21 protein-coding genes are annotated in these 22,482 nt (G+C 69.0%); 9 read left to right on the top strand and 12 right to left on the bottom strand.

Going from position 1 to position 22,482, the window contains the following annotated elements; all coding sequences use genetic code 11:
• Positions 1–17: 17 nt before the first annotated feature.
• On the bottom strand, positions 18–2,576 hold the full coding sequence (locus tag JJL56_RS04190; protein ID WP_247890399.1) for a hybrid sensor histidine kinase/response regulator: 2,559 nt from the start codon (positions 2,574–2,576) through the stop codon (positions 18–20).
• 361 nt (positions 2,577–2,937) lie between these two features.
• Between JJL56_RS04190 and JJL56_RS04185 the strand changes: the two genes are divergently transcribed.
• Positions 2,938–4,716, top strand: coding sequence for a tetratricopeptide repeat protein (locus JJL56_RS04185; RefSeq protein ID WP_200484256.1), 1,779 nt, complete (start codon positions 2,938–2,940; stop codon positions 4,714–4,716).
• A 13-nt stretch (positions 4,717–4,729) separates the two neighbouring features.
• Here JJL56_RS04185 and JJL56_RS04180 read toward each other — a convergent pair whose 3' ends face one another.
• From JJL56_RS04180 to JJL56_RS04160, 5 genes are all read right to left on the bottom strand, one after another.
• Positions 4,730–5,455: a protein tyrosine phosphatase family protein gene (locus JJL56_RS04180; protein WP_247889276.1), complete on the bottom strand. Its 726-nt coding sequence runs from the start codon at positions 5,453–5,455 to the stop codon at positions 4,730–4,732.
• Between the two features lie 91 nt (positions 5,456–5,546).
• The gene (locus JJL56_RS04175) at positions 5,547–6,548 is read right to left on the bottom strand and encodes a hypothetical protein (RefSeq protein ID WP_145623454.1); all 1,002 of its coding nucleotides are present in this window, start codon (positions 6,546–6,548) and stop codon (positions 5,547–5,549) included.
• Between the two features lie 30 nt (positions 6,549–6,578).
• A complete protein-coding gene (locus JJL56_RS04170; RefSeq protein WP_145623455.1) occupies positions 6,579–7,574 on the bottom strand; it encodes a hypothetical protein in 996 nt (331 codons plus the stop codon).
• Between the two features lie 110 nt (positions 7,575–7,684).
• The gene (locus JJL56_RS04165; RefSeq protein WP_200484255.1) at positions 7,685–8,524 is read right to left on the bottom strand and encodes a 23S rRNA (adenine(2030)-N(6))-methyltransferase RlmJ; all 840 of its coding nucleotides are present in this window, start codon (positions 8,522–8,524) and stop codon (positions 7,685–7,687) included.
• An 83-nt stretch (positions 8,525–8,607) separates the two neighbouring features.
• Positions 8,608–9,273, bottom strand: a complete 666-nt coding sequence (locus JJL56_RS04160) for a transglycosylase SLT domain-containing protein (RefSeq protein WP_145623457.1) — start codon at positions 9,271–9,273, stop codon at positions 8,608–8,610.
• Between the two features lie 579 nt (positions 9,274–9,852).
• Here JJL56_RS04160 and JJL56_RS04155 point away from each other — a divergent pair.
• Positions 9,853–11,154, top strand: coding sequence for a tetratricopeptide repeat protein (locus tag JJL56_RS04155; protein WP_211111743.1), 1,302 nt, complete (start codon positions 9,853–9,855; stop codon positions 11,152–11,154).
• 30 nt (positions 11,155–11,184) lie between these two features.
• On the opposite strand, the gene JJL56_RS04150 is transcribed toward JJL56_RS04155, so the two are convergent.
• Positions 11,185–12,123, bottom strand: a complete 939-nt coding sequence (locus JJL56_RS04150; protein ID WP_200484253.1) for a LysR family transcriptional regulator — start codon at positions 12,121–12,123, stop codon at positions 11,185–11,187.
• 127 nt (positions 12,124–12,250) lie between these two features.
• On the opposite strand from JJL56_RS04150, the gene wrbA reads away from it, so the two are divergent.
• Together wrbA and JJL56_RS04140 are read left to right on the top strand one after the other, a co-directional pair.
• Complete coding sequence (gene wrbA / locus JJL56_RS04145; protein WP_094302591.1) at positions 12,251–12,853, top strand: NAD(P)H:quinone oxidoreductase; 603 nt, start codon at positions 12,251–12,253, stop codon at positions 12,851–12,853.
• Positions 12,854–12,917: 64 nt separating this feature from the next.
• Positions 12,918–13,865: a glutathione S-transferase family protein gene (locus JJL56_RS04140; RefSeq protein WP_200484252.1), complete on the top strand. Its 948-nt coding sequence runs from the start codon at positions 12,918–12,920 to the stop codon at positions 13,863–13,865.
• Between the two features lie 33 nt (positions 13,866–13,898).
• Here JJL56_RS04140 and JJL56_RS04135 read toward each other — a convergent pair whose 3' ends face one another.
• The 3 genes from JJL56_RS04135 to JJL56_RS04125 form a co-directional block, all read right to left on the bottom strand.
• Positions 13,899–14,279 (bottom strand): hypothetical protein, encoded by a 381-nt coding sequence (locus JJL56_RS04135; protein ID WP_200484251.1) that lies wholly within the window; start codon positions 14,277–14,279, stop codon positions 13,899–13,901.
• Positions 14,280–14,377: 98 nt separating this feature from the next.
• Positions 14,378–14,749 (bottom strand): response regulator, encoded by a 372-nt coding sequence (locus JJL56_RS04130; RefSeq protein ID WP_247889278.1) that lies wholly within the window; start codon positions 14,747–14,749, stop codon positions 14,378–14,380.
• Positions 14,750–14,823: 74 nt separating this feature from the next.
• On the bottom strand, positions 14,824–15,213 hold the full coding sequence (locus JJL56_RS04125; RefSeq protein WP_200484250.1) for an Hpt domain-containing protein: 390 nt from the start codon (positions 15,211–15,213) through the stop codon (positions 14,824–14,826).
• A 26-nt stretch (positions 15,214–15,239) separates the two neighbouring features.
• Here JJL56_RS04125 and JJL56_RS04120 point away from each other — a divergent pair, with 26 nt between their 5' ends.
• Positions 15,240–16,319: an NAD(P)/FAD-dependent oxidoreductase gene (locus JJL56_RS04120; protein WP_247890918.1), complete on the top strand. Its 1,080-nt coding sequence runs from the start codon at positions 15,240–15,242 to the stop codon at positions 16,317–16,319.
• Positions 16,320–16,654: 335 nt separating this feature from the next.
• Positions 16,655–16,846 (top strand): hypothetical protein, encoded by a 192-nt coding sequence (locus tag JJL56_RS04115; RefSeq protein WP_014198714.1) that lies wholly within the window; start codon positions 16,655–16,657, stop codon positions 16,844–16,846.
• Position 16,847: 1 nt separating this feature from the next.
• On the opposite strand, the gene JJL56_RS04110 is transcribed toward JJL56_RS04115, so the two are convergent.
• Positions 16,848–17,216: a chaperone modulator CbpM gene (locus JJL56_RS04110; protein WP_200484249.1), complete on the bottom strand. Its 369-nt coding sequence runs from the start codon at positions 17,214–17,216 to the stop codon at positions 16,848–16,850.
• A gap of 1 nt (position 17,217) precedes the next feature.
• Positions 17,218–18,126, bottom strand: a complete 909-nt coding sequence (locus JJL56_RS04105) for a DnaJ C-terminal domain-containing protein (protein ID WP_200484248.1) — start codon at positions 18,124–18,126, stop codon at positions 17,218–17,220.
• Between the two features lie 233 nt (positions 18,127–18,359).
• On the opposite strand from JJL56_RS04105, the gene JJL56_RS04100 reads away from it, so the two are divergent.
• The 3 genes from JJL56_RS04100 (at position 18,360) to JJL56_RS04090 (ending at position 22,306) form a co-directional block, all read left to right on the top strand.
• A complete protein-coding gene (locus JJL56_RS04100; RefSeq protein WP_145623467.1) occupies positions 18,360–19,364 on the top strand; it encodes a zinc metalloprotease HtpX in 1,005 nt (334 codons plus the stop codon).
• Positions 19,365–19,522: 158 nt separating this feature from the next.
• Positions 19,523–21,526 (top strand): PP2C family protein-serine/threonine phosphatase, encoded by a 2,004-nt coding sequence (locus JJL56_RS04095; RefSeq protein ID WP_200484247.1) that lies wholly within the window; start codon positions 19,523–19,525, stop codon positions 21,524–21,526.
• A 204-nt stretch (positions 21,527–21,730) separates the two neighbouring features.
• Complete coding sequence (locus tag JJL56_RS04090) at positions 21,731–22,306, top strand: cytochrome b (RefSeq protein WP_145623469.1); 576 nt, start codon at positions 21,731–21,733, stop codon at positions 22,304–22,306.
• Positions 22,307–22,482: the final 176 nt, after the last annotated feature.

Genomic DNA, 22,482 nt, shown 5'->3' with positions numbered 1-22,482 from the left:
GCGACCCCGACCGGCGGTCAATCCGCCGCGGGCATCATCTCCACCACGGCGTTGCGCAACTCGTGGGCGGCGATGGGCTTGTGCAGCAGGGTGTGGCCGCCCGCGCGGGCTTCCGCCAGACGCTCCGGGGCGGTGTCCCCGGTGATGATCGTCGCCGGCACCGGCGTCCTCAGCCGATCGCACACCGCCCGGATGGCGTCCAGCCCGGTCTTCCCATCGCGCAGGCGGTAGTCGGCCAGGATGGCGCTCGGCCATTCCCCGCTTTCGACGTGCTGAACCGCGTCCTCGATGGAGCCCGCCGTCAGCACCCGGTACCCCCAGCCCTCCAGCATCGCCTGCAAGCCGTGGCGGATCAACGGTTCGTCGTCGATCACCAGGATCATGCCCCGCCCGACGGCCGTCACCAGCCGGGCGCCCGCCGGATCGGAGCGGATGGCGTGGCGGGCGATCAACGGAACGTCGATGCAGAAGGCGGAGCCGGTTCCCAACCTTGAGCGCAGCTGAACCTTATGGCCGAGCAGGCGGGCGAGGCGGCGCACCACCGCAAGGCCGAGCCCAAGCCCCTTGCTGCGGTCACGCTCCTGGTTGCTGACTTGGAAGAACTCCTCGAAAATCTCCTCGTGCTTGTCGGGAGAGATGCCGATGCCGGAGTCCATCACCTCGATGCGCAGGCGCTCTCCCTTCCGCCGGCAGCCGATCAGCAAACCGCCCCGTTCGGTGTAGCGCAGCGCGTTCTCCACCAAGTTGCGCAGGATGCGCATCAGCAGGGCCGGATCGCTGCGGATCGTCAGGGTGCAGGGGACCACGCGCAGCCGCAACCCCTTGGCCTCCGCCTGGGGATGGTACTCGGCGCCCAACCGCTCGATGATCGGGCCGATCGGCAGGTCCTGCAGTTGGGGAACGATCAGACCGGCATCCAGCTTGGACACGTCGAGCAGGCTGTCGAGCAGCATGCGCAGTCCGTCCATGGCCTGCCCCATGGAGTCGAGCAGCTGGGACGCGGGGTGTCCGTCCAGACGTTCCTCCAGGGCGGATTGGAACAGCATCATCGCCTGGACCGGCTGCCGCAGGTCGTGGCTCGCGGCGGCGAGGAACTTGGATTTCGCGACGTTGGCGCGGTCTGCCTCGGACTTCGAGGCGCGCAGGGCGTCCTCGGTGCGGCGGCGTTCGGTGATGTTGCGGACGATCCCGGTGAAGTAGCGCCGCTCCCCGGCGGTCCATTCGGTGACCGCCAATTCGATCGGGAAGATCGATCCGTCCTTGTGCCGCCCTTCCACCTCGCGCCCGATGCCGATGATCCTCTTCTCGCCCGTGCGCTGGTAGGCCTGCAGATAGCCGTCATGGGCGGAGTGGTATGGCTCCGGCATCAGCATGCGGATGTTCCGGCCGACCGCTTCGCGGGCCTCATAGCCGAAGATGCGCTCCGCCGCCGGGTTGAAGCTCTCGATCGTTCCGGTCGCGTCGATGACAAGCATGGCGTCCACCGCGGTCTGCACGATGGCCCGGTGGCGGGCCTCGCTTTCCGCCAGCGCCGCCTCGCGCCGCCGGATGAGATCCGCGGCGTTGCGGATGGCGCGTCCCACCGCCTCGATCTCGGACACGCCACCGTCGGGCGGTGGAACGGGGTGTCCGGCGCCCAGGGCTTCCGCCGCTCTGGCCAGTTGGGAGACGGAGCGCGTGAGGCGCCGTCCGAGTGAAATCGCCGCCCCGATCCCGATCAGCAGAAGAACGAGGCCGCCGCCGGTGAAGAGCAGGAGGGCGTGGCGCGCCGGAGTGGCCACCAGGCTTGTGGGGACGCTGGTCGCGACCACCCAGCCGAAGTTCCGCGACCGGCTATAGGCCTGGATCGCCTCCACACCCTCCAGATTGACGGCGTGGTGGATTCCGTCCGGCATATCCTGCATGCCGGTCCACAGCGCGGGGGGAAGCCGTTTGCCGACGAGCTGCCCGCTCAGATGCGACCGGGCGAGGACGACGCCGTCCTGGTCGATCACCCCGGCCCGCCAGCCCGCCGGGATGCGCTCCGGCGACACGATGGCCTGAAGCCGTTCCTGAGGGATGGTGAGGCTCAGCAGGTAGCGGATCTGGCCGTCGCGGATCACCGGGGCGATCACCGCCAGAAGCGGCGACTGGCTCACGTCGCCGATGAAGAGCCCGGTGACCTGCGGCCGTCCCGTGTCGATCACCCGTTGGTCGGCTTCGAGCACGGTGCTGTCCGGCAGCTCCGTACCCCAGGGCACCCGGCTGTTGACCCGTTGCCGGCCTTGCGGATCACGGAGAACAACGTTGGTGCCCAGGCGGTCGCGCACGCCGGCAGCCTGCCGGTAGAAGGCGGACAGATCATCCGTCGTCAGGCTTTCCGACGTGGACAGCACCTCGGCGGCGGCGATCTGGCGGCTCACCTCGCGTTCCACATCCTCGGCCAGCAGGCGCGTCCGGTCGAGCACGAGCTGTTCCGTTTGCTGGGCCTGCGCATCGACGTTGCGGATGAGGAGGAACACTGAGAAGAGGACCAGCGGCACGGCAACCGCCATGACCAGAAGGATCAGCCAACCCCGCACCCGTTGCGGTCGCATGTGCCAAGTCAGACGCCGAATCGGACGCAGCGACGTCTCCGGATTGGGGGTCATCGGATCGGCCGGAGTTCAAACGCAACCTTGCACCGGATCGCTTGAGGACAGCGGCCGATCGATGAGGCGTGTCCGGTCCGAACATACCGAGGCATTTCGCAGACCATTCCTGAGGTAACCGGTTGCGGGCATCCCTGAACCGAACTGTATCATAACGCACAATAATTGGTTGATAATCCATGCATCCGGTCATGGAAGAGCGTTCCAGGGGGCGCTGGAACGCACGAAGCGCTTTCCGGGCCCGCTTCGGCGCGCGTTCCCCGGCGGCGGTTGGCGCCGGGGGCGATCCGGTCTATGGTTCCGCCCCATGGAACCAGCCCTCGACGACGCGATCCGCCTGCACAAATCCGGCAACCATGCGGGGGCGGAGCCGCTCTACCGCGCCGTGCTGGAGCGCGAGCCGGCGAATCGCGGCGCGCTGCAAATGCTGGCGATGCTTCTGGTGCAGACCGGGCGCCCGGCGGAGTCCGTCGACCATTTCCGGACGATCCTGCGGCTGGAGCCCGGCGGCGTTGCCGGCTACAGCAACCTCGCCGCCGCCCTGCGTCTGGCCGGGCAGGGGGCGGAGGCCATCGCCTGCCTGCATCGGGCGCTGGCCCTCGACCCGGCCCACGCGGCCTCCTGGTTCAACCTCGGCAATGGGTTGAAGCAGCAGGAGAAGGCGGCGGGCGCTGACCGCGGTTACCGGCGGACCCTGGCGCTGGCCCCCGGCCACGCAGGGGCGGCGGGTAACCGGAAGGCGTTGCGGGATCAGTGGGGGCCGCGGCTGGACGAGGCGGAGCGGCGGACCGCCGCGGCGCGCCACCCGATGGCGGACGCCGACACCCGAACGGCGGCGGCCGAGGCCCTGGTGGCGGTCGGCGATGAGGCGGCGGCGGAAGCGATGGCGCGCGCCGCCCTGGACCGCGATGGCCGCCACCACCAAGCCAACCGCCTGCTGGGGCGTCTGCTGCTGGGACGCAGCGGGGCGATGGGTGTTCAGGACGGAAAGCCCTTCGCGGTCGACCGTGCGCTGGTCGAGGAGGCCATCGGCGCCTTGCGCCGGGCCGTCGCCGTCCGCCCGGACGACGACGAGGCCGACTGGCTGCATGTCGCCGCGGTGGCGACACTGGTGCAGGTGGGCATGGCGTCCGACGCGATGCTCCGTGACGGGGCGCGGGCCGCCTGGGTCCGCCTGCGGCGCCATCCCAAGGACACGGTCGCGGCGTCCGTCATCGGCTTCCACGTCTACCGCCGGGACCGGCTCGTCCTCGCCTCCTGGCTGAGCCGACGTTTTCGGCGACGCTTCACCGCGGCGGAGGTCGCGCGGGAGCATGAACTGGGCCTGTGGACCATGCTGCGCGCCGACGACGCCTTCTTCCGCGCCCTGCCGCCGGTCGAAGCGGTGCTGGAGCGCATGGCCCCCCTGCAGTGGCGCATCGAGCCGGCGCCGGGACTGGTCGGGGAACCGGCGGTCTTCTTCTGCTGCGACGACGTGTATTTCCGCCGGTTCGCCCCGGCACTGCTGGAGTCATTGGCGGAGCGGATGCCGGGTGCCACGGTCGCCGTCCATGTGGTGGCCCCGTCGCCGGAGACGGAGCAGGCCATGGCCCGTTGGCGGACGGACGGACGGCTGAGCGTGGGATTCTCGCTGGACCGGCCGGACATGGCGGGATGGACCGACATCAAGCGCGTCACCTATTACGCCTCCGCCCGCTTTCTCCGCGCCTTGCAGTGGCTGCGCCGGCTGGACCGCCCATTGATGGTGATCGACACCGACGCGCGCGTCGCCCAGGACCTGCGGGCCCTGCAGGCGGAGATGACGGGCCACGACGTCGGGTTCCTCGTCGACGGGCGCCGCCGCGGGCCATCGCGGGAAATCACCGTCTGCTTCAACGTCTACGGCAACACGCCGGGCGGCGACCGCTTCCTGTCGCTGCTCGGCTCCTACATCGGGCATTTCCTGGCGGGGGCGGAAGTCTATTGGATGCTGGACCAGATGGCCCACTACGCGGTGCTCGACTGGCTGAACCGGCACGAGCCGGTCCGCGTGCGCCGCTTCGACTTCCTGACCTTCCCCTATTGCCACTTCGTTGGGGCGAAGTGACGCGCCGTCCGGATCACTCCCGTCCGAGAACCCGGTCGACCACCGTGTCGGCCCACTCGCGGGAGCGGAAGCTGGCCTTGGCCTCCACCGGGTCGTAGACGCGCTCCACCCAGTCCCAGAAGGCGATCGGGCGCTTCTCGTTGTAGGCGGCGTAAAGCTCGAAGAAATAGTCGAGGATGCCGGTCTTCGCCTGCTTGAAGTGGCCGTACTTCCAATGGAGTTGCTTGGTCGCCCGCTCCAGCGGCGCGCCCTCGTGGATGAAGAGGTAGAGCGCCGACATGAAGCCGGCGCGGTCCGCCCCCGACTTGCAGTGCAGAAGCGCCGGATACTGCATGGTCGCGAACAGGTCGCGGGCCTTCAGCAGCGTCTCCTTCTTCGGCATGTCGCGGGAGTTGACGGGAAAGTCCACCAGCGTCAGCCCGGCCGCCCGGCAGGCCTCGGCCTCCAGGATGTAGGAGGCGCAGTCGCGGCTGCCGCGCAGGTTCAGGATGGTCTTCACGCCGTGCCGCGCCGCCTCGCGGATGTGCGAGGGCGAGGGCTGGCTCGCCCGGTACATGTTGGGGGAGATGCGGTGGGTGTTGGAATAGACCAGCCGGAAGCAGGCGTGGTCGATGAACACGCTTTCGACATGCCCGAGCGCCCGTTGCAGCGGGGAGATCATGCGCCCGCGCGCCCGCTTGATCCCGTCGGCCAGCGCGGTGGTCGTGTAACGGCGCAACATCTTCCTGGTGGTGGCCACGCAGCAGTCTCCAAATCGACAAGGCCGCCAACATAGGCACACTTCGCGTGGCGTCAAGGCCGCCGCGCCGCTGGGCTGTGCGGCGGTTTGGTCATCCGGCCCGCAGGACCCGCCCGTAGATATCGTACCGCGCGGCCAGCGACAGCACGATCTCCATGTAGAGATTGATCAGGCCGTTGGCGTAGAAGGCCGGGCAGCCGGTGTAATGGCGCTCGCCCGGCTGGGCGGTCGGCTCGATCAGGTCGGCGTTGAGGACGATCATGCCGCCCGGAGCCTCCGCGTCATAGACGAAGGCGGTCTGGTGGCGGGGCAGGGGGTGGATGGCCTGATGGTCGTCGGCCTCGATGTGGCCGGCCCCCATGAACTGGCACAGCATGCCCAGGCTGCCCATGGCGAGCGGCAGCACCTGCTTCAGGCTGCGGCGCGACAGGTCGTCGTATTCGGCCGGGGTCAGGCCGGGCTTCAGCATCGGCGCCGACTCGCACAGGTTCCAACAGACGTGGAGCGCCGTGTGGCTGCCCGTCTTGGTGATCGACAGCATGTCGTAGCCGGACGGGGCGTGCAGCACCGACGCCTCCAGCGTGTTGGCGAGGACGAAGCTGGCCCCGGCGAGCGGGGTAATGGTGCCCTCCGCCCGGCAGCGCTCCTCCTCCAGCGTCACCTTGATCGCCCAATCCTTGATGATGGCGTCCAGCAGGTGGCACACGCTGTCGCGCAGGAACCCGATCAGCGTCTCCGCCGGGGCGGCCTCCAGCCCGGCGGCGTCGGCCACATCCAGCCCGTGCGGCGAGTCCGGCGGGTTGCACAGCAGCAGATGGCCCTCGGCGTCCAACGGCATGCGGTTGGTGATGTGGTCGCGCAGGTCGTTGTAGAGGAAGGCCAGCAGCGCGTTGATGGCGACCTTCTCGTAATCCTCCTTGCGGGTGTCCGCATGGGCCGGGCAATGGCCGGCGAGGCGCTGAAGCTCCTCGGTGAAGAGGTAGTTCGGGTCCTCGGTGATGCGGTGCAGGATCGGCGCAAGGTTGAGCCGGGTCATCCCGGCCTCCTCATGCGCGGCGAGATAGGTCAGGGCGAAGTCGTTGGAGCGGGCCATGATGGGCGTCAATCTCGTGAATGAGGACGGTCAGCGGTCGCGAAGCCGGTCGTAGACGCCGTAGTCCATGGCGATGCTGGCCACGATGTCGAGATACAGTTTGATGAAGCCGGGCGTGTAGAAGGCCGGGCAGCCGGTGTAATGCCGCTCCTCGGGCTTGGCGAAGCGGGTGATCGGCTCCGGGTTCAGACAGATCAGCCCGGCCTCGTCGAGGACGAAGGCCGTCTGGTCCTTGGGCAGCAGATGGATGGCGAGGCCGTCATGGGGTTCGATCCCCGACGCCTCCATGTAATGGACCAGCATGCCCAGGCTGGCCATCGACAGCGGCACCACCTGCTTCAGGCTGCGCCGGACGAGGTCGTCGTAGGCCGCCGCCTCCTGCTTCGGCACCAACAGGGGGGCGGCCTCCACCATGGCCCAGCAGATGTGGATGGCGGTGTGGCTGCCGGTCTTGGTGATCGACAGCATGTCGTAACCGGCCCGCTGGTAGAGGGGCGAGTCCTCCAGCGTCGTGCGCAGGATGAAGGTGGCGGCGGCGGCGGCGGAGATCTCCCCCGTGCCCTGGGCGCGGTAATGCTCCTCCTCCGACAGCAGGTCCGCGGCCCAGCCGGTGATGAGGCCGTCCAGCAGATGGCAGGTGGCGTCGCGCAGGACCGAGGCCATCACGTCGAGCGGGGCCGCCGCCACCGCCGCGCGGTCGGCCGGGTCGATGCCGTGCGGGGAGCGCGGCGGTATCGGCAGCATCACCTGCCCGCGCTCGTCCAGCGGCAGCTTGGAGGCCACATGGTCGCGCAGCCGCTCGAACAGGTAGGCCAGCAGCGTGTTGACCGTCACCTTGTCCGCGTCGTCGGTGTTGGGGGCGGCGTGCATGGGGCACTGGCCGCCGCCGCGGCGCAACTCCTCGCTGAACAGGAAGGCGGGGTCCTTCTGGATGGTCTGGAGGATGTGGGCGACCGACACGCGCTCCAGCCCGGCATCGGCGTGGGCCTTGGCGAAGTTGCTGGCGAAATCGTTGGAACGGGACATCGTGGCCTTGCCGGAACGGAGTAATCCCGTTCAGCCTAGGGCGAGTGGCGGGGCCGTTGCAACGGCAACCTCTGTGACCGGTTGCCGCTTCTCCGTTGAAATTTGCGGTTTTACCCCTCGGGAACCAGCCAGTCGACCGTGCAGCCGCCGCCGGTGGAGGGCAGGGCGGCGTGCAGCGCCGGCAGCATGGAGCGCAGCGTGTCGTCCAGCGTCCAGGGAGGATTGACGATCAGCAGCCCGGAGCCGTTCAACCGCAGATGCGTGTCCTCCGGGTGCCAGGTCAGCTCGACGGTCAGGATCTTACGGATGCCGGTGTTTTCCACCGCCTCCTGGAAGCGCCAGACGGCGGCACGTTCCTTGATCGGGTACCACAAGGCGTAGACGCCGGTGGACCAGCGCTTGTGCGCCGCCTTCAGCCCCTCGGCCATGCGGGCGAACTCGTCCGGCTTCTCGAAGGGCGGGTCGATCAGGACGAGGCCGCGCTTCTCCCGCGGCGGCAGATGGGACTTCAGCGCCTGATAGGCGTCCGTCCTGAAGGTCGAGACCTGACGGTCCCCGGCGAACTCCGCCTTCAGGGTCTGCCAGTCGTCGGGATGGAGCTCGTTGAGGAGCAACCGGTCCTGCTCGCGCAGCAGCGCACGGGCCAGCCGCGGCGATCCGGGGTACCAGCGCAGACGCCCGTCCGGGTTCAGCGCGGCCACCGCGTCGAGATAGGGCTGCAGCGCCGGGTGTGGCGCCGGCCGGCCGAACAGCCGTCCGATTCCGTCCTGGAACTCCAGCGTCTTGCGCGCCGGTTCGGAGTCCAGGTCGTAGCGCCCGATGCCGGCGTGGGCGTCGAGCACGCAGAAGGGCGCCGGCTTGGCGCGCAAATGATCGATGATCAGCGCCAGAACAGCGTGCTTCATCACATCGGCGGGGTTGCCGGCGTGGAAAATGTGACGGTAGTTCATGGTGCAGGGATTTAGCCCATCGGGGCGTTCCGCGCCATCCCCTGCACGCGCCCCCGATCAGTCGCTCCGGTCAGCCGACCCGGTCAATCGAGAGAGGCGACCTGCTGGGCGTTGCGGAAGGTGCGGCGGGTGCTCGGCGCGATGCTGGCCGGCTCGGAGTCGCCGCAGCGGGCGGATTCCAGCAGCTTGGCACTCTTCGGGTCCAGCTCGTTCAGGTGCTGCCAGATCTTGCAGACGTAGTTCTGGGCCTGACGGGTGGAGCCGCCGTTGTAGCGGGCGACGGCGGTCTTCCAGCTTCCCTGCTCGCCGTGAAGACGAAGGAGCAGGCGGCCGGCGTAGTTGACGTTCTCGCGGGGGTCGACGATCCGCTCCACCGGCTGGAACTCGCCGCGATGGGTGCCCAGCGAGATCTGCATGCAGCCGACATAGACGTTCTGGCGAAGCTGGCCGCGCTTGTCGCGGAGGTGCCGGGCGGCGTCGTTGGCGTTGCGGGCGTAGACCGGACGGCCCTCCACGCTCATCGCGAAGGGGGTCGGAGCGCCGTCCTGGCCGCTTTCCACCAGGGCGATGGCGACGAGAAGACCGGAGGGAATGTTGAACTTGCGCTCGGCCTCCACGGCGTGGGAGACGCAGCTGCTGTCCTGGGCGGCGGCGGGCTTGGCGAGGAGAACCGGAGCGGCGGCTAAGCCCAGCGCAAGAGCGATCCAGCCGCCATACGTGCGTCGCACGCGCTGAGTTCGATCCTGCATGTCCTCGGTCCCCTCTTCGTTGCCGGGGTCATCCGGCTTCGTTTTGGCCCCCCGCGCGGGGCCGCCTTTACCGGTCACCGAGTCGCTTACGGTGACCGCCTCCTACCCGAAAGTTCAGCGCCCACCATCGGGCGCCGAAGCCACACTTCCAAAAATTTTATACAGCGTCAATCTATTTGCTGCCCGGTAATACCACGCCTTTCGATCGAACGATGTCACAAGGCGGCGGGAGAAACCCGCTCAGGACCTCGGTCTTAGCCATCAAGGCACTGATTCCGAAGCGCTTTGAAAAACCGAAAGGGGTGGATTGTGCGAAAGGCGTACAAATCCGTCCAATCGGCCTAATGCGACGATCTGAAGCTCGATTCGCTGCCGAACGACCTCCTTCGGATGCCTCTTGCGCGCGCACACAAGCTGGTGCAGGAGTTCGTGTCCTCCCTCGCCTTCCGGAGTCTCCCGGAGCAGGGGCGGCGACAGCGCATCTCCCATAGCGAAGTGATCGTGGATCGCGATTCGACGGCTCAAGCCGACCGGGAGGGGGCAGGCCCCCTCGTCCAACCCGGAGACGTTCCGGGCATTTTGTTTCAGACTGGCTATGACCGACTCTACGCCGCCGACGCGGCGGGGGCCGCGCGTGCCTTCCGGCTCGCCTGCGCCGCCGACCCGGCATCGGGCGAAGCCTGGGGCGCCCTGGCCGACAGCACGCGGGATGCCGGGGAGGCCGCCGGGGCGCTGGCCGCCTGCGGGCGGGCGGTGGCGCTCGACCCCGGCGTGTGGCCCTGGCGGGTCGCTTTGGCCGAGTCTCTGCGCACCGCTGGCCGGTTCGAGGAGGCGGTGACCACCGGGCAGGTGTTGACGGCGGAACGGCCGGACTCCGCGACGGCCCGGCTCGTTCTCGCCCGCGCCCTGGCGGCGGCGGGCCGGCGGGACGCGGCGCTGGAGGAGTACCGCGAGGCCGTGGCCCTGCGCCCCGGCGACCGCGAGGCGGCTCTGGAACTGGCCGTCCTGCTGGTCGAAGCCGGCGACGCGCTGGGCGCGGTCGAACTGCTGCAGCCCTTGTCCCGCCGGGACCCGGAGGACGCGGAGCTGCATGTTGCCATCGGGCGGGCCTGGATCGCCTTGCAGGAGCCGGCGAAGGCCCTGACGGCGCTGCGCCGGGCTCAAGGGCTCGACCCGCACGGGCGACTCGGCTGCGCGGCGCTGATCATCGCGCTGGAAAGCGGCGCGGGGGAGGACCTGTCGGCGGCCTATGTGCGCGCCCTGTTCGACCGCTACGCCGACCGCTTCGACCAGGATCTGGTGGGCAAGCTGGGCTACGCCGCGCCGGCCCTGCTGCGCGAGGCGGTGGACCGGCTGGCGCCGGCATCCGAACTTGGGGCTCCTGGGTTGCGGGTGCTGGACCTCGGCTGCGGCACCGGGCTGGCGGGCGTGGCCTTCCGCCCCTTGGCCGCGCATCTCGCCGGGGTCGATCTCGCCCCGCGCATGATCGAGAAGGCCCGCGTCCGCGCCCTCTATGATGAGTTGTCGGTTGGCGACGTGGTCGCGACGGTGGCGGCGGCGCCCGAGGCGTGGGACCTGCTGGTCGCCGCCGACGTGCTGGTCTATCTCGGCAACTTGACCGCCCTGTTCGAGGGCGCCGCCAAAGCCCTGCGCCCGGCGGGCCGCTTCGCCGCGACGGTGGAGCGTCTGGAGGGCGAGGCGGCGGGCACCGGCTACGCGCTCGGCCCGTCGCGCCGTTATGCCCACACCGAAGCCTATCTCCGAGAGACGGCGGCGGCGGCGGGCCTGACGGTGCTGCTGATGGAGCCCTGCTCCCCCCGCCGGGAGAAGGGCGTGGGCGTGCCGGGTCTGCTCTTTATAATGGAGAAGCCGGCGGGCTGACGGAAAGGCTGTCCGGGACGGGGGCGTCCGTCACGCCTCCGTCCGGAAGGGCTGCAGGCTGAGCAGGGCACAGTCCCAATAGGGCCGTGGGCCGAAGCGTTCGGCCAGGAAATCGACGAAGACGCGGACCTTCGGCGACAGGTGCCGGTTCTGCGGGTAGACCGCGAAGACGTTCGATTCCGCCATGTAATAGTCCAGCAGCAGGCATTGGAGCTGCCCTTTTGACAAAGCCTCCCCGCACAGGAAGGTGGGCAGCACGATGATGCCGACCCCGGCGATGGCGGACTCGCGCAGCAGGTCGCCGTTGTTGGTGCGCAGCGACCCCGACACACGGACCGACCGCATGGCGTCGTTGACGCGGAACTGCCACTGCTCGGCGGTCGGGATGTTGGTGTAGATCAGGCAGTTGTGGTTGGTCAGCTCATCCGGCGTCTGAGGTGTCCCGTGCTTCTCCAGATAGGCCGGGCTGGCGCAGACCACCTGCCGGTTGGGGGCCAGGCGCTTGGCGATCAGCGAGCTGTCGCGCAGCCGCCCGATGCGCACCGCCAGATCGTAGCCCTCGTCGATCAGGTCGACGTAGCGGTCGTTCAGGTCCATCTCGATCTCGATGGACGGGTAGCGTTCCAGGAACTCGGCCACCGCCTTCGCCAGATGCAGCAGCCCGAAGGACACCGGCGCGTTGACCTTCAACCGCCCGCGCGGCGCGGCGTGCAGGTCTGCGACGGCCTGTTCCGCCTCCTCCAGGTCGGCGATGATGCGGGTGCAGCGCTCGTAATAGGCCTGCCCGACCTCGGTCAGGCTGAGCTTGCGCGTGGTGCGGTTCAGCAGCCGCGCTCCCAACCGGTTCTCCAACTCCGCGATGCGGCGGGAAACCACGGACTTGGACAGGTTCAGGCGCTCCGCCGCGGTGGTGAAGCTCTTGGTGTCCACGACCTTGATAAAGGCCATCATGTCGTCGAGGCGATCCATGTCATTGTTGTACACCGGGGAACAATGAAGTTCCAGCGCCCTGGATTTGCTGGAGCGCGGCAACGCGCTATCTCTTTGGGACGCCGCAGCCTCCAGCGCGGCCGCAACAACAGAGGGGAGACGAGACATGGCGAAGGTTCTGGTTCTCTACTACAGCAGCTACGGCCACATCTCCACCATGGCGCAGGCAATGGCCGAGGGCGCGCGTTCGGTTCCGGGAACCGAGGTGACGGTGAAGCGCGTGCCGGAGTTGGTCCCCGAAGAGGTGCGGCAGAAGGCGCACTTCAAGGAAGAGCCGAACATTCCCATCGCCGACCCGAACGAGCTTGCCAACTACGACGCCATCATCCTGGGCGTGCCGACGCGCTACGGCAACATGCCGGGCCAGATGAAGAATTTCCTCGACCAGACGGGCGGCCTGTGGGCGAAGGGCGCGCTGGTCGGCAAGGTGGGTGCCGCCTTCTCCTCCTCCGCCACCCAGCATGGCGGGCAGGAAAGCACGATCCTCACCACGCACACCGTGCTCCTGCACCTCGGTATGGTGATCGTCGGTCTGCCTTACAGCTTCCAGGGCCAGATGGGCGTGGACGAGGTGATGGGCAACAGCCCCTACGGCGCCAGCACCATCGCCGGCGGCGACGGCTCCCGCCAGCCGAGCGCGGTCGAGCTGGACGGCGCCCGCTATCAGGGGCGGCATGTCGCGGAGATCACCAAGAAGCTGCACGGTTGAGGCGGAGCACCCTCTCCCGCCGTCCGGGCGGGGGAGGGATGCCGCACAAAGGGGAGTTCAGGGCATGGGCCTGTTGATCGACGGCCGCTGGCACGACCAGTGGTACGACACCAAGAACAGCGGCGGCGCTTTCGTCCGTCCGGAAACCCAGTTCCGCAATTGGGTGCGGGCGGACGGCTCGACCCCGTTCCAGCCGGAGGCCGGGCGCTATCACCTGTTCGTGTCGCTGGCCTGCCCCTGGGCGCACCGCACACTGATTTTGCGCAAGCTGAAGGGGCTTGAGGACGCCATCGGCGTCACCGTGGTCGATCCGCTGATGCGGGAAGAGGGCTGGACCTTCCCCGAGCCCGATCCGATCACCGGCTCCACCCGCCTGCACGAGGTATACACCAAGGCCGATCCCACCTACTCGGGGCGCGTCACCGTTCCCGTGCTGTGGGACAAGACGACCGGGACCATCGTCAGCAACGAATCCGCTGAGATCGTCCGCATGCTGAACCGGGAGTTCGATGCCTTCGGCGACGCCTCGCTGGATTATTACCCGGCGGAACTGGCGGAGGAGATCGACCGGCTCAACGCCTTCGTTTACGACCGCGTCAATAACGGCGTCTACAAGGCCGGCTTCGCGACCAGCCAGGAGAAGTACGAGCAGGCGTTCGACGCCCTCTTCGCGGCGCTCGACGAACTGGACGAGCGGCTGGCCGGGCGGCGCTATCTGCTGGGGAACCGGCAGACCGAGGCCGATTGGCGCCTGTTCACCACGCTGGTGCGGTTCGACGCCGTCTATGTCGGCCACTTCAAGTGCAACCTGCGCCGCATCGCCGACTATCCGAACCTGTCCGGCTATCTGCGTGACCTCTATCAGGTGCCCGGCGTGGCGGAGACGGTCGATTTCCACCACATCAAGCGGCACTATTACGCCAGCCACACCATGATCAACCCGACCGGCGTCGTGCCGAAGGGGCCGGCGCTGGATCTCGACTCGCCGCACGGCCGTGACTCGGTGGGATGACGGGGTAGGATGACGGGGTGGGGTGACCGGGCCTCAGGGCTTGTAGCAGCGGGCCATGTCCTGGTTCTGACCGATCATCTCGCACTGGAAGCTGTTGGAGAACTTGAAGCGGAACGGCCCGGTCTTGCGTACGCTGACCAGGGTCTGTCCGGTGGGATTCTTGAAGGCCACCCAGGCCGAGGAATCGAAATGGGTGGTGATCCCATTGCTCAGCCGCACGCGGCCCTGGTTGTCCTTGATGACCTGCACGCCAGTGTTGAAGGCCATGACGCCATTCGGCGTCTCGGACGCCACGGCGAGGCCGTTCGTGCAGTTGACCCCCTCCGGCTGCACCGCGACGCACTCATAGGGGCGCGGCTGCGACGCGGTGAGCACCATGGCGTAGATCGCCACTTCCAGAACATTCATGGGCATGCGGAATCTCCCGGCAATCCGCACAAGGGTGCAGCAATGCACCGTGTACAGAATAATTCCGCCGTGGTTACAAAAAGTATAATGTCGGGGTCAAGGTTCTACCCTTTCGCGGCCAGCGCTTTTTCCAGCTTTTCGCGCAGGCCGAGCGGGGTCAGCGGCTTCACCAGATAGCCGGTGGCCCCGGAGCGCAGGGCCGAAAGGACGACGTCGGACCCATCGTGCTTGGTCAGCATGATCACCGGTGCCCGCTTGTCCAGGGCCTCCAGAAAGGCCAGACCGCCCATCGGCGCCATATCCACGTCGCAGAAGATCGCGTCGAAATCGACCCGGTTGCAGCGGGCCAGAGCCTCCGCCCCATCGGCGGCCTCGATCACCGTGCCGACGCCAAGCTGTTTCAGCAGCCGCACCGAGACGCTGCGGGTCACCACCTCGTCCTCGACGACCAGCACCGCGCACGAATTGAACGACACGGCCACCCTCGCGCTTCGTCCTGTGGGTCACCCTGATGGGTTACACCGGGATGATATATCAGCGCGAAAGAAACTCAAATGCGTGCGATCAAAATTTTCACGTCGGCGATGGCGCGGTCGAGGGCCGCCGAATCCCGCCGCGCCATCGCCGCGTCGCCGCGCAGGGCCGCCTCTTCCACCGAGCCGAAGAGGTCGGCGAGCCGTCCGGCCCCCGCGGTGCGGGCGGCCCCCGCCGCCGAATGGGCGGCCAGCCGGACGCCATCCAGGTCGCCGAGCGCCAATCGCTCCTTCAGAGCACGCGACAGCTCATCGGCGTTTTCCAGGAACAGGGCGTAGAGCATCGTAACGGTGGGGCCGGGGCCGCCGAAGTTGCGCAGCATCGGTTCCATATCGAGGATGTCCCGTTCGCACGGAGTGGCGATGGCGAAAGGCGTATCGAATCGGCTGGACGGCGGCTGGGGCACGGCTGCGGCTCCCGGCAGGACACGGTATGGCGGTACAGTGCGCGCGGCAATTCAACCCAGTCAAGCTGAGCGGGCGCGGCGAATGGACGCTTCGGCGCCGCAGCATGCGGGCACGGAACCGGGTGGCGCGCCGCCTGTTCCCCAACGTCGTCAATCATCACCGGAATGCCCGCGCGATGACCGCCGCAACGGAAGAACTGCCTTTGGACACCCTGATCGTCGGCGGTGGCCCTGCCGGGCTGACCGCGGCGATCTATCTGGCGCGCTACCGCCGCCGCTTCCTGGTGGTCGATTCCGGGGCCAGCCGGGCTTCCTGGATTCCGCTGTCCCACAACCATGCGGGCTTTCCGGACGGGGTGACCGGCGACGAACTGCTGGCCCGCATGCGCGCCCAGGCGGAGCGCTACGGCGCCCGGATCGTTCCGGGAACGGTGACGTCGGTGGAGCGGGGCGGCGATGGCTACCGCGTGCGGACGGAGGACGGGCGGGTCTTTCGTGCCCGCACCGTGCTGGCCGCGACCGGCGTGATCGACCGCGAGCCGCAATTGCCCAACCTTTATCAGGCGGTGCAGCGGGGGCTGGTCCGCCATTGCCCGATCTGCGACGGCTTCGAGGTGACCGGCCACCGCATCGGCGTGATCGGCCACGGCACCGGAGCCTTGGGAGAGGCGCTGTTCCTGCGCACCTATTCCCGCGACATCACCGTCCTGACGCTGGGCGAGCCGATGAATTTGGAGGAGCGGGAGGAGCGCCGCATGGCCGAAGCCGGTCTCCGCGCCGTCGAGGACCCGGTGGTGGAAATTCACACCGAGGCCGGGAGGATCGCCGCCCTGACCACGGCGTCCGGCGAGCGACTGACCTTCGACACGCTGTATTCCGCCCTGGGCTGTCACCCGCGCGTCGAGCCGGTGAAGGGGTTGGGCGTGCGCATCGGCCCGGACGGACGGCTGGTCACCGACGGGCATCAGCAGACGGGGATCGAAGGGCTTTACGCCGCGGGGGACATCGTGGAGGGCTTGAACCAGATCTCGGTCGCCATGGGGCAGGCCGCGATCGCCGCCACCGCGATCCATCGCCGACTCCTGGCGGAGGACGGGGATCTCTGATGGCTGTTGCATCCCTGTCCGGCCATCCGCACCGGCGGGCAAAATGTCGCATTTGACATTAATGAGCGGTAATACCAATCCAAAGGGTGAGGCTATGCTCTTGGATTGATGGGCATTCCAGGAAAGGCATAAAGGGTTATGTCTTTTGGGCTCGGCCGGACGTTTACACCTGATTAAGAATTTGCGCCTTAGGACTCTCGCCATTGCGAAAGGCGGTCCGTGCGGCGGGTGTGGCCCGGCGCACAGCGGGACGAGCGAGAGGGCGGCATGATGACGCCATCGATCAACCCGCCGATCAACCCGGGCAGCCTGCCAGAACGAACGGAACCCGCTCCATGGCCCAATCCGTGACCCGCGCGCTTCAAGCCATCAAACGCCACAACGCCAAGCCGGAGCAGATCGACCACGCCATTCTCAGCGCCATCAATGTGACGCTGTGCATGCAGTCCGGCGGCAACGACCGGGTCGCGGAAGGCTTCAACCAGGACATCGCGCTGAGCGGACGGGCCTTCGGCGTCCGGAGCTGACCTACTCCTCCTTCTCCTCCCGCTTCCGCAGCTCGTCCTGCAGAAGATAGCGGGCCTCCGGCGGCAGATCGCCAATGGCTTCGGCCAACACGCGCAGGCGCCGCCGCAGCCCGTAGACGGTGTCCAGCAGCGACAGCACGACCGGCATCGCCTCGTCGTCGAGCGCCAGATCCTCCCGCAGATCGCAGATCAGCTCCAACCGGGCCATGTCGGCCGCGCTGAAGACGAAACTTGTCCCCTCGTGCCGCGGCCTCAGCCAGTGCCGCTCCACCCACACCGTCAGCTGGGTGGGGGAGACGCGCCGGCAGGTGGCCAGCACCTCCTCGGTCCGCCATCCCGCTCCGTCCCGATCCATGTCGTCGTGGCCCATCTCACGCGGCCTCCATGTCCCGTCTCGGGTTGTGGTCGGTCTTCCAATCCCGGACGAACGCCTCCAGCGCCGGGTCGGGTGCGTCGGGCAGGGCGATGCGCAGGGTCACATACTGGTCGCCGCGCGCGCCGTTCGCTCCGGGAAGGCCCTTGCCCTTCAACCGCAGCCGCGTGCCGTTGTTCGCCCCCTTTGGGACGGTCAGCATCACCGGTCCGTCGATGGTCGGGACGCGCACCTTGCCGCCCAGCACCGCCTCGGCCAGGGTCACCGGCAGGGCGAGCTGGACGTCGTCGCCGTCGCGCCGGAACCAGGGATGGGGAGTGACCTTGACGGTCACCAGCGCGTCGCCGGGCGGACCGCCGCTGCTGCCGGGCAGGCCCTGGCCCTTGAGGCGGATGGTGCCGCCGTCCTCCAGCCCGGCGGGAAGGTCGATGTCCAGCGTGCGTCCGTCCGGCATGGTGACGCGGCGCTTGCCGCCCTTGGCCGCCGCCAGGAAATCGACCGTCAGCGCCATGCTGAGGTTGCCGCCCTTCATCGGCATGGCGCCGCCGCGGGCGAAGCCGCGCCCGCCGAACAGGTCGGAGAAGATGTGTTCCAGATCGTCCGACGCGAAGCCCTCGGCGTGGGCGTAGCGGGCGCCCGCAGGGCCTTCCGCGAAGTCGCGGTAATACTGACGCTGCGGCCGTTCCTGGCCCGAGGCGTCGATCTCCCCGCGGTCGAAGCGGGCGCGCTTGTCGGGATCGGACAGCAGGCTGTGGGCGGCGCTGATGTCCTTGAAGCGCTGCTCGGCGTCCGCCTTGCCGGGGTTGAGGTCGGGATGGTGCTTTTTGGCCAGCTTCCGGTAGGCCTTGCGGATCTCGTCGTCCGAAGCGGTGGGGGATACGCCCAGAATCTCGTAAGGATTGCTCATGGCGGTGACCGTCATTGGAAAGCGGGGGTCAGCGGCTGAAGGGTGAGCACGTTCGACGTGTATGTGTTCGACGATCCCCCGCAAATCAAGAGGGCCGCCCTTCCATCCGGCGCACGTCGCCTGTGCTTGCGGCCGGGATGACGAGGCGGAGGGGAGCGCCAATATGAGGCGGGCCGGAGTTGGTTCCGGTTGAACGGTTTCAAAGGGAGATGGTTAGGGAGGGAGCCCCCGTCATGCCGCACACGCACCGATCCTTCATGCCCACGGATCAGACGGCCGCCGATCTGCGGCGGCGCCACAAGTTTTCCAACGTGCTGCAATCCCTCCTCCTGCTCGGCGGGATGGTGCTTCTGCTGGCGCTGTGCGGGATGATCCTGGCGGGGGTGGAGGGGGTGCTGTGGGCGCTGCTTGGCGGCGCCATCAGCCTGCTGTTCAGCCCGCGCCTGTCGCCGCGCATGGTCCTGGGCATGTTCGGCGCCCGCCGCCTGACCCACGCGGAGGCCCCGGTCCTGTTCGACGCGCTGGCCGCCATCGCCCGCCGGGCGGAGCTGCCCGCGGTGCCGGAACTGTGGTACGTCGCCAGCCCGGCGTTGAACGCCTTCGCCGTGGGCAGCCGCCGCCGGTCGGCCATCGCGGTCACCGACGGGCTTCTGCGCGCGCTCAGCCTGCGTGAACTGGCCGGCGTGCTGGCCCACGAGGTCAGCCATGTGCGCAACAACGACCTGTCCGTGATGGGGCTGGCCGACACGGTGACCAATTTGACCCGGCTGATGTCGGTCTTCGGCATGGCCCTGCTGATTCTCAACCTGCCCCTGCTGATGATGCGGCAGGAGGCGGTTCCCTGGCTGCTGGTGCTGCTGCTTATCGCCGCACCCTGGATCGGCGTGCTCCTGCAGCTTGCCCTGTCGCGCACGCGGGAATTCGACGCCGACCTGGACGCCGCCCATCTGACCGGCGATCCGGAGGGCGTGGCCTCCGCGCTCGCCCGGATCGAGCGGCTTCAGCACAGCCCGTGGGAGGGGCTGCGCTTTCCCGGCCGTCGCCGGGCGCAGAGCATCCCGTCCCTGCTGCGCACCCACCCGGACACCGAGGAGCGCGTGCGCCGCCTGATGGCGCTGCGCACCCCGCCGCCGGTCCTGCCGGGGCTCGAAGCCTACCCCCTTCATGCCCGGCCGCACCTCGCCATGCCGGCGGCGCTGCGGCGCCCGCGCTACCGGATCGGCGGTTACTGGTATTGAAGGTTACAGGGGGCTGGTGTCCGCCTCTCCTGGACTCGGGGTGCCCGGCTGGGTAGAACCGACGGGCGCGGTCGGGCAATTTTCCCAAATCCCAGGCTTGTCCGGGGAAAGCGGAGCGCCCGCAGCGGTCGGTTGGCTACAGAAGGCGGGTCCCCTCCATGACCTTTCAAGGGCGTTTGGTCCTCCTGATCTCCGGGCTGGTGACGCTGGCGGTGGCCGTGGTCACGGTCCTGCTGGCCTGGACGACCCATTCGGCGATCGAGTCGCGGGTCGAAGCGGACGGCCGCATGGCGGCGACCCTGCTGGCCCGCACCGCCACCCTGGCGCGCGAGGTTCCGCGCGACGTGGAGGCGCTGCTCGGCGACCGGCTGCTGTCGGAGGCGACGCTCGCCGCCCACCTCGTCGCGGTGATGGAGGCCGGCAAGGCGCCGATCAAGGCGGTGACCGACCGGCTGAAGGCCGTCGCGGACGGCGGCGGGCCGGATGAGATCTGGGTCACCGACAACCGGGGCCGCGCCTATCTGCACAACATTCCCGGCCCCGACATCACCTTCGGCCCAGATGGTCGGGCGCAGCCGCGCCAGGCGCCCTATTACGGCCTGCTGAACCGCGCGCCGGAGAAGGTGGTGACCGACGCGGCCACCGAAGGCGGCAAGCTGATGAAATTCGCCGGCGTGGCCGGTGTGGACAAGCCGCGCATCGTCCAGGTCGGGGCCGACGTGCGCCGGCTGGGCGACATCGCCCGCAAGGCCGGGGTGGACGGCGTGATGGCCTCCCTGCTGGCCGGCGGCACGGTGGAGGGCGCGTGGCTGCTGGAACGCGACGGGCGCCTCGCCGTGCACGCCACCGGCCCCAGCGCCGGGCCGCTGTCGGAGCGGGCGGTGGAGGCGGCGAAGGCCGCGGCGGCGGCCGGCGAGACCGGCCTGCTGCGCGAGGGCGACCGCCTGACCGCCTTCGCCCCGGTGCCGGCGATGGCCGGGCAGGGGGCGGCCGGGCAGGGGGCGGCCGGGCAGGGGGCGGGGATCGCGGTGGTCCGCCTGCCGGCGGAGGACCTGTCCTCGGTCGTCGGCCGCCATGTCAAGATCGGCGTGCTGGTCGGGCTGCTCGTCCTGGCGGCGGGCGTCTACGGCGCCGTCCGCTTCGCGCGCAGCCAGATGGCCCCGATCGAGCGGCTGGGCGAGGCCGTCGCCGCGGTGGAGGCCGGGCGCTTCAACCCCTTCACCCTGAACGAGGCGATGGAGCGCAACGACGAGATGGGCCGCCTCGCCCGCGTCTTCCGCAGCATGGCGCTGGAGGCGTCCTACCGCGAGGAGACGCTGGACGCCCAGCTTCTGATGCGCACGGCTGAGCTGGAGACCCGCACGGAGAAGCTGGCCGCCGCCGAACACCTGATCGAGGAGGAGCAGCGCGCCGCCCGCGACGTGCAGGCGAACCTGCTGCCGCAGCAGCTTCCCGCCGGGCGCGACAGCCAGTTTTTCGGCCTGTTGGTCCCCGGCCCGGCGGTCAGCGGCGACTTCTACGACGTGATCGAGCTGGACGAGCGCCATTGCCTGCTGGTGGTGGCCGGCGTGTCCGGCTGGGGCGTGCCGGCGGCCTTCCTGATGCTTCTGGTGCGCGGCGCGATCCGCGAGGCGGCGGCCCGGCCCGGCATGACCCCCGCGGCCATCCTGGCGGCGGCCAACGACCGGCTGTGCGGGCAGAGCCCCTTCGACGGGTTCGCCACCGCCTTCGTCGCCCTCTACGACCGGGAGACCGGAACGCTCAGCCATTCCAGCGCCGGGAACCGCGCCCCCTGCCGCATCCAGGCGGACGGCAGCGTCCTGACCCTGGCCGACGCCGGCGGCCCGGCGCTGGGCGTGCGCAAGGGCATCCCCTACGGCGAGGCGGTGACCCGGCTGGAGCAGGAGGACACGCTGTTCCTGTGCACCGAGGGCGTGCTGCGGGCGGTGAACGCCCAGCGCGAGCCCTTCGGGGAGGAGCGTCTCGCCGCCGTCCTGCACCAGGGCCGCGGCCTGTCGGCGCGCGACCGCTCCGAACTGCTGCTGCGCGCGGTGGAGGCCCATGTCGGTCCGGGCGGACAGACCGGCGACATCGTCTGCCTGACCGTCCGCCGCCTGCTGCCCGCGTCCGAACTGGCGCCGGAATCCGAAGCGGCGGTGTGACGCACTTCGGCAAGGTCAGGGATCGCAATCGTTTCCTCTGATCGGGGTGACCCGGCTGGCGCGCCGGGTCACCCGTGCGACCACGGCGCGGACCCGTCCTGTACCCCCCATCTCAGGCTTGGGTTCCGCCGTTCAGCTTCGGTTCAGTCGCCCCCGGACAGGATCGGCAGGACTTGCCTGTTTCTGCCGATGAGGGGACTTCCGATGTCCAACGCTTACTCCGAGGCCGCCACCCGGCCGCCCGTCAAGACCCGCTACGACGGGGTGACGCTGTTCCTGCACTGGAGCGTCGCCCTGCTGATCCTGGTGGCCTTCGCCATCGCCCAGGGGCGCGGGCTGGTGCCCCGTGGGCCGGAGCGGACCGCCCTGATGGACCTCCACCGCTCGCTCGGCGTCCTCGTGCTGGCCCTGGTGGCGCTGCGCATGGTCTGGCGCGCCATCAGCCCGCCGCCGCCGATGCCCGCCGACACCGCTCCGCTGCTCCTGCTGGCCGCGAAGGCCGGGCATCTGGCGCTCTACGCCCTGATGATCGCGGTGCCGCTGGCCGGCGTGCTGATGACCCAGGCCAACGGCCATCCCGTCTCCGTCTTCGGCCTGTTCACGCTGCCCGCGCTGGTTGGTGAGGACAAGGCCTTCGGCCACACGCTGGAGGAGGCCCACGAGCTGCTCGGCACCGCCATCATCGTGCTCGCCGGCCTGCACGCGGTGGCGGCGCTGGTCCACCAGTATGTCCTGAAGGACGGGACGCTGAGCCGCATGCTTCCCTGGGGAAACCGCTGAGCGGAAAAGGGCGGGCGGCGTCGGCACCGGAATACCGATGGGCGCCGCCCGCCGAGTGGCGAGGTCCTGCCTCCTCCATGGGACAGACCCTGCTCGGGTCTCCCATGGTTTGATGAACCCGCCCAAGCGGCATCTCTTCCCGGCGCAATGGCGGTACCGCCCCCCGCTTTGACGCA

Source organism: Azospirillum aestuarii (genome assembly GCF_016632405.1).
Lineage (GTDB): Bacteria > Pseudomonadota > Alphaproteobacteria > Azospirillales > Azospirillaceae > Azospirillum > Azospirillum aestuarii.
Note: the sequence above shows the minus strand (reverse complement) of the source record. Positions and strands in the feature narration are given on the sequence as shown.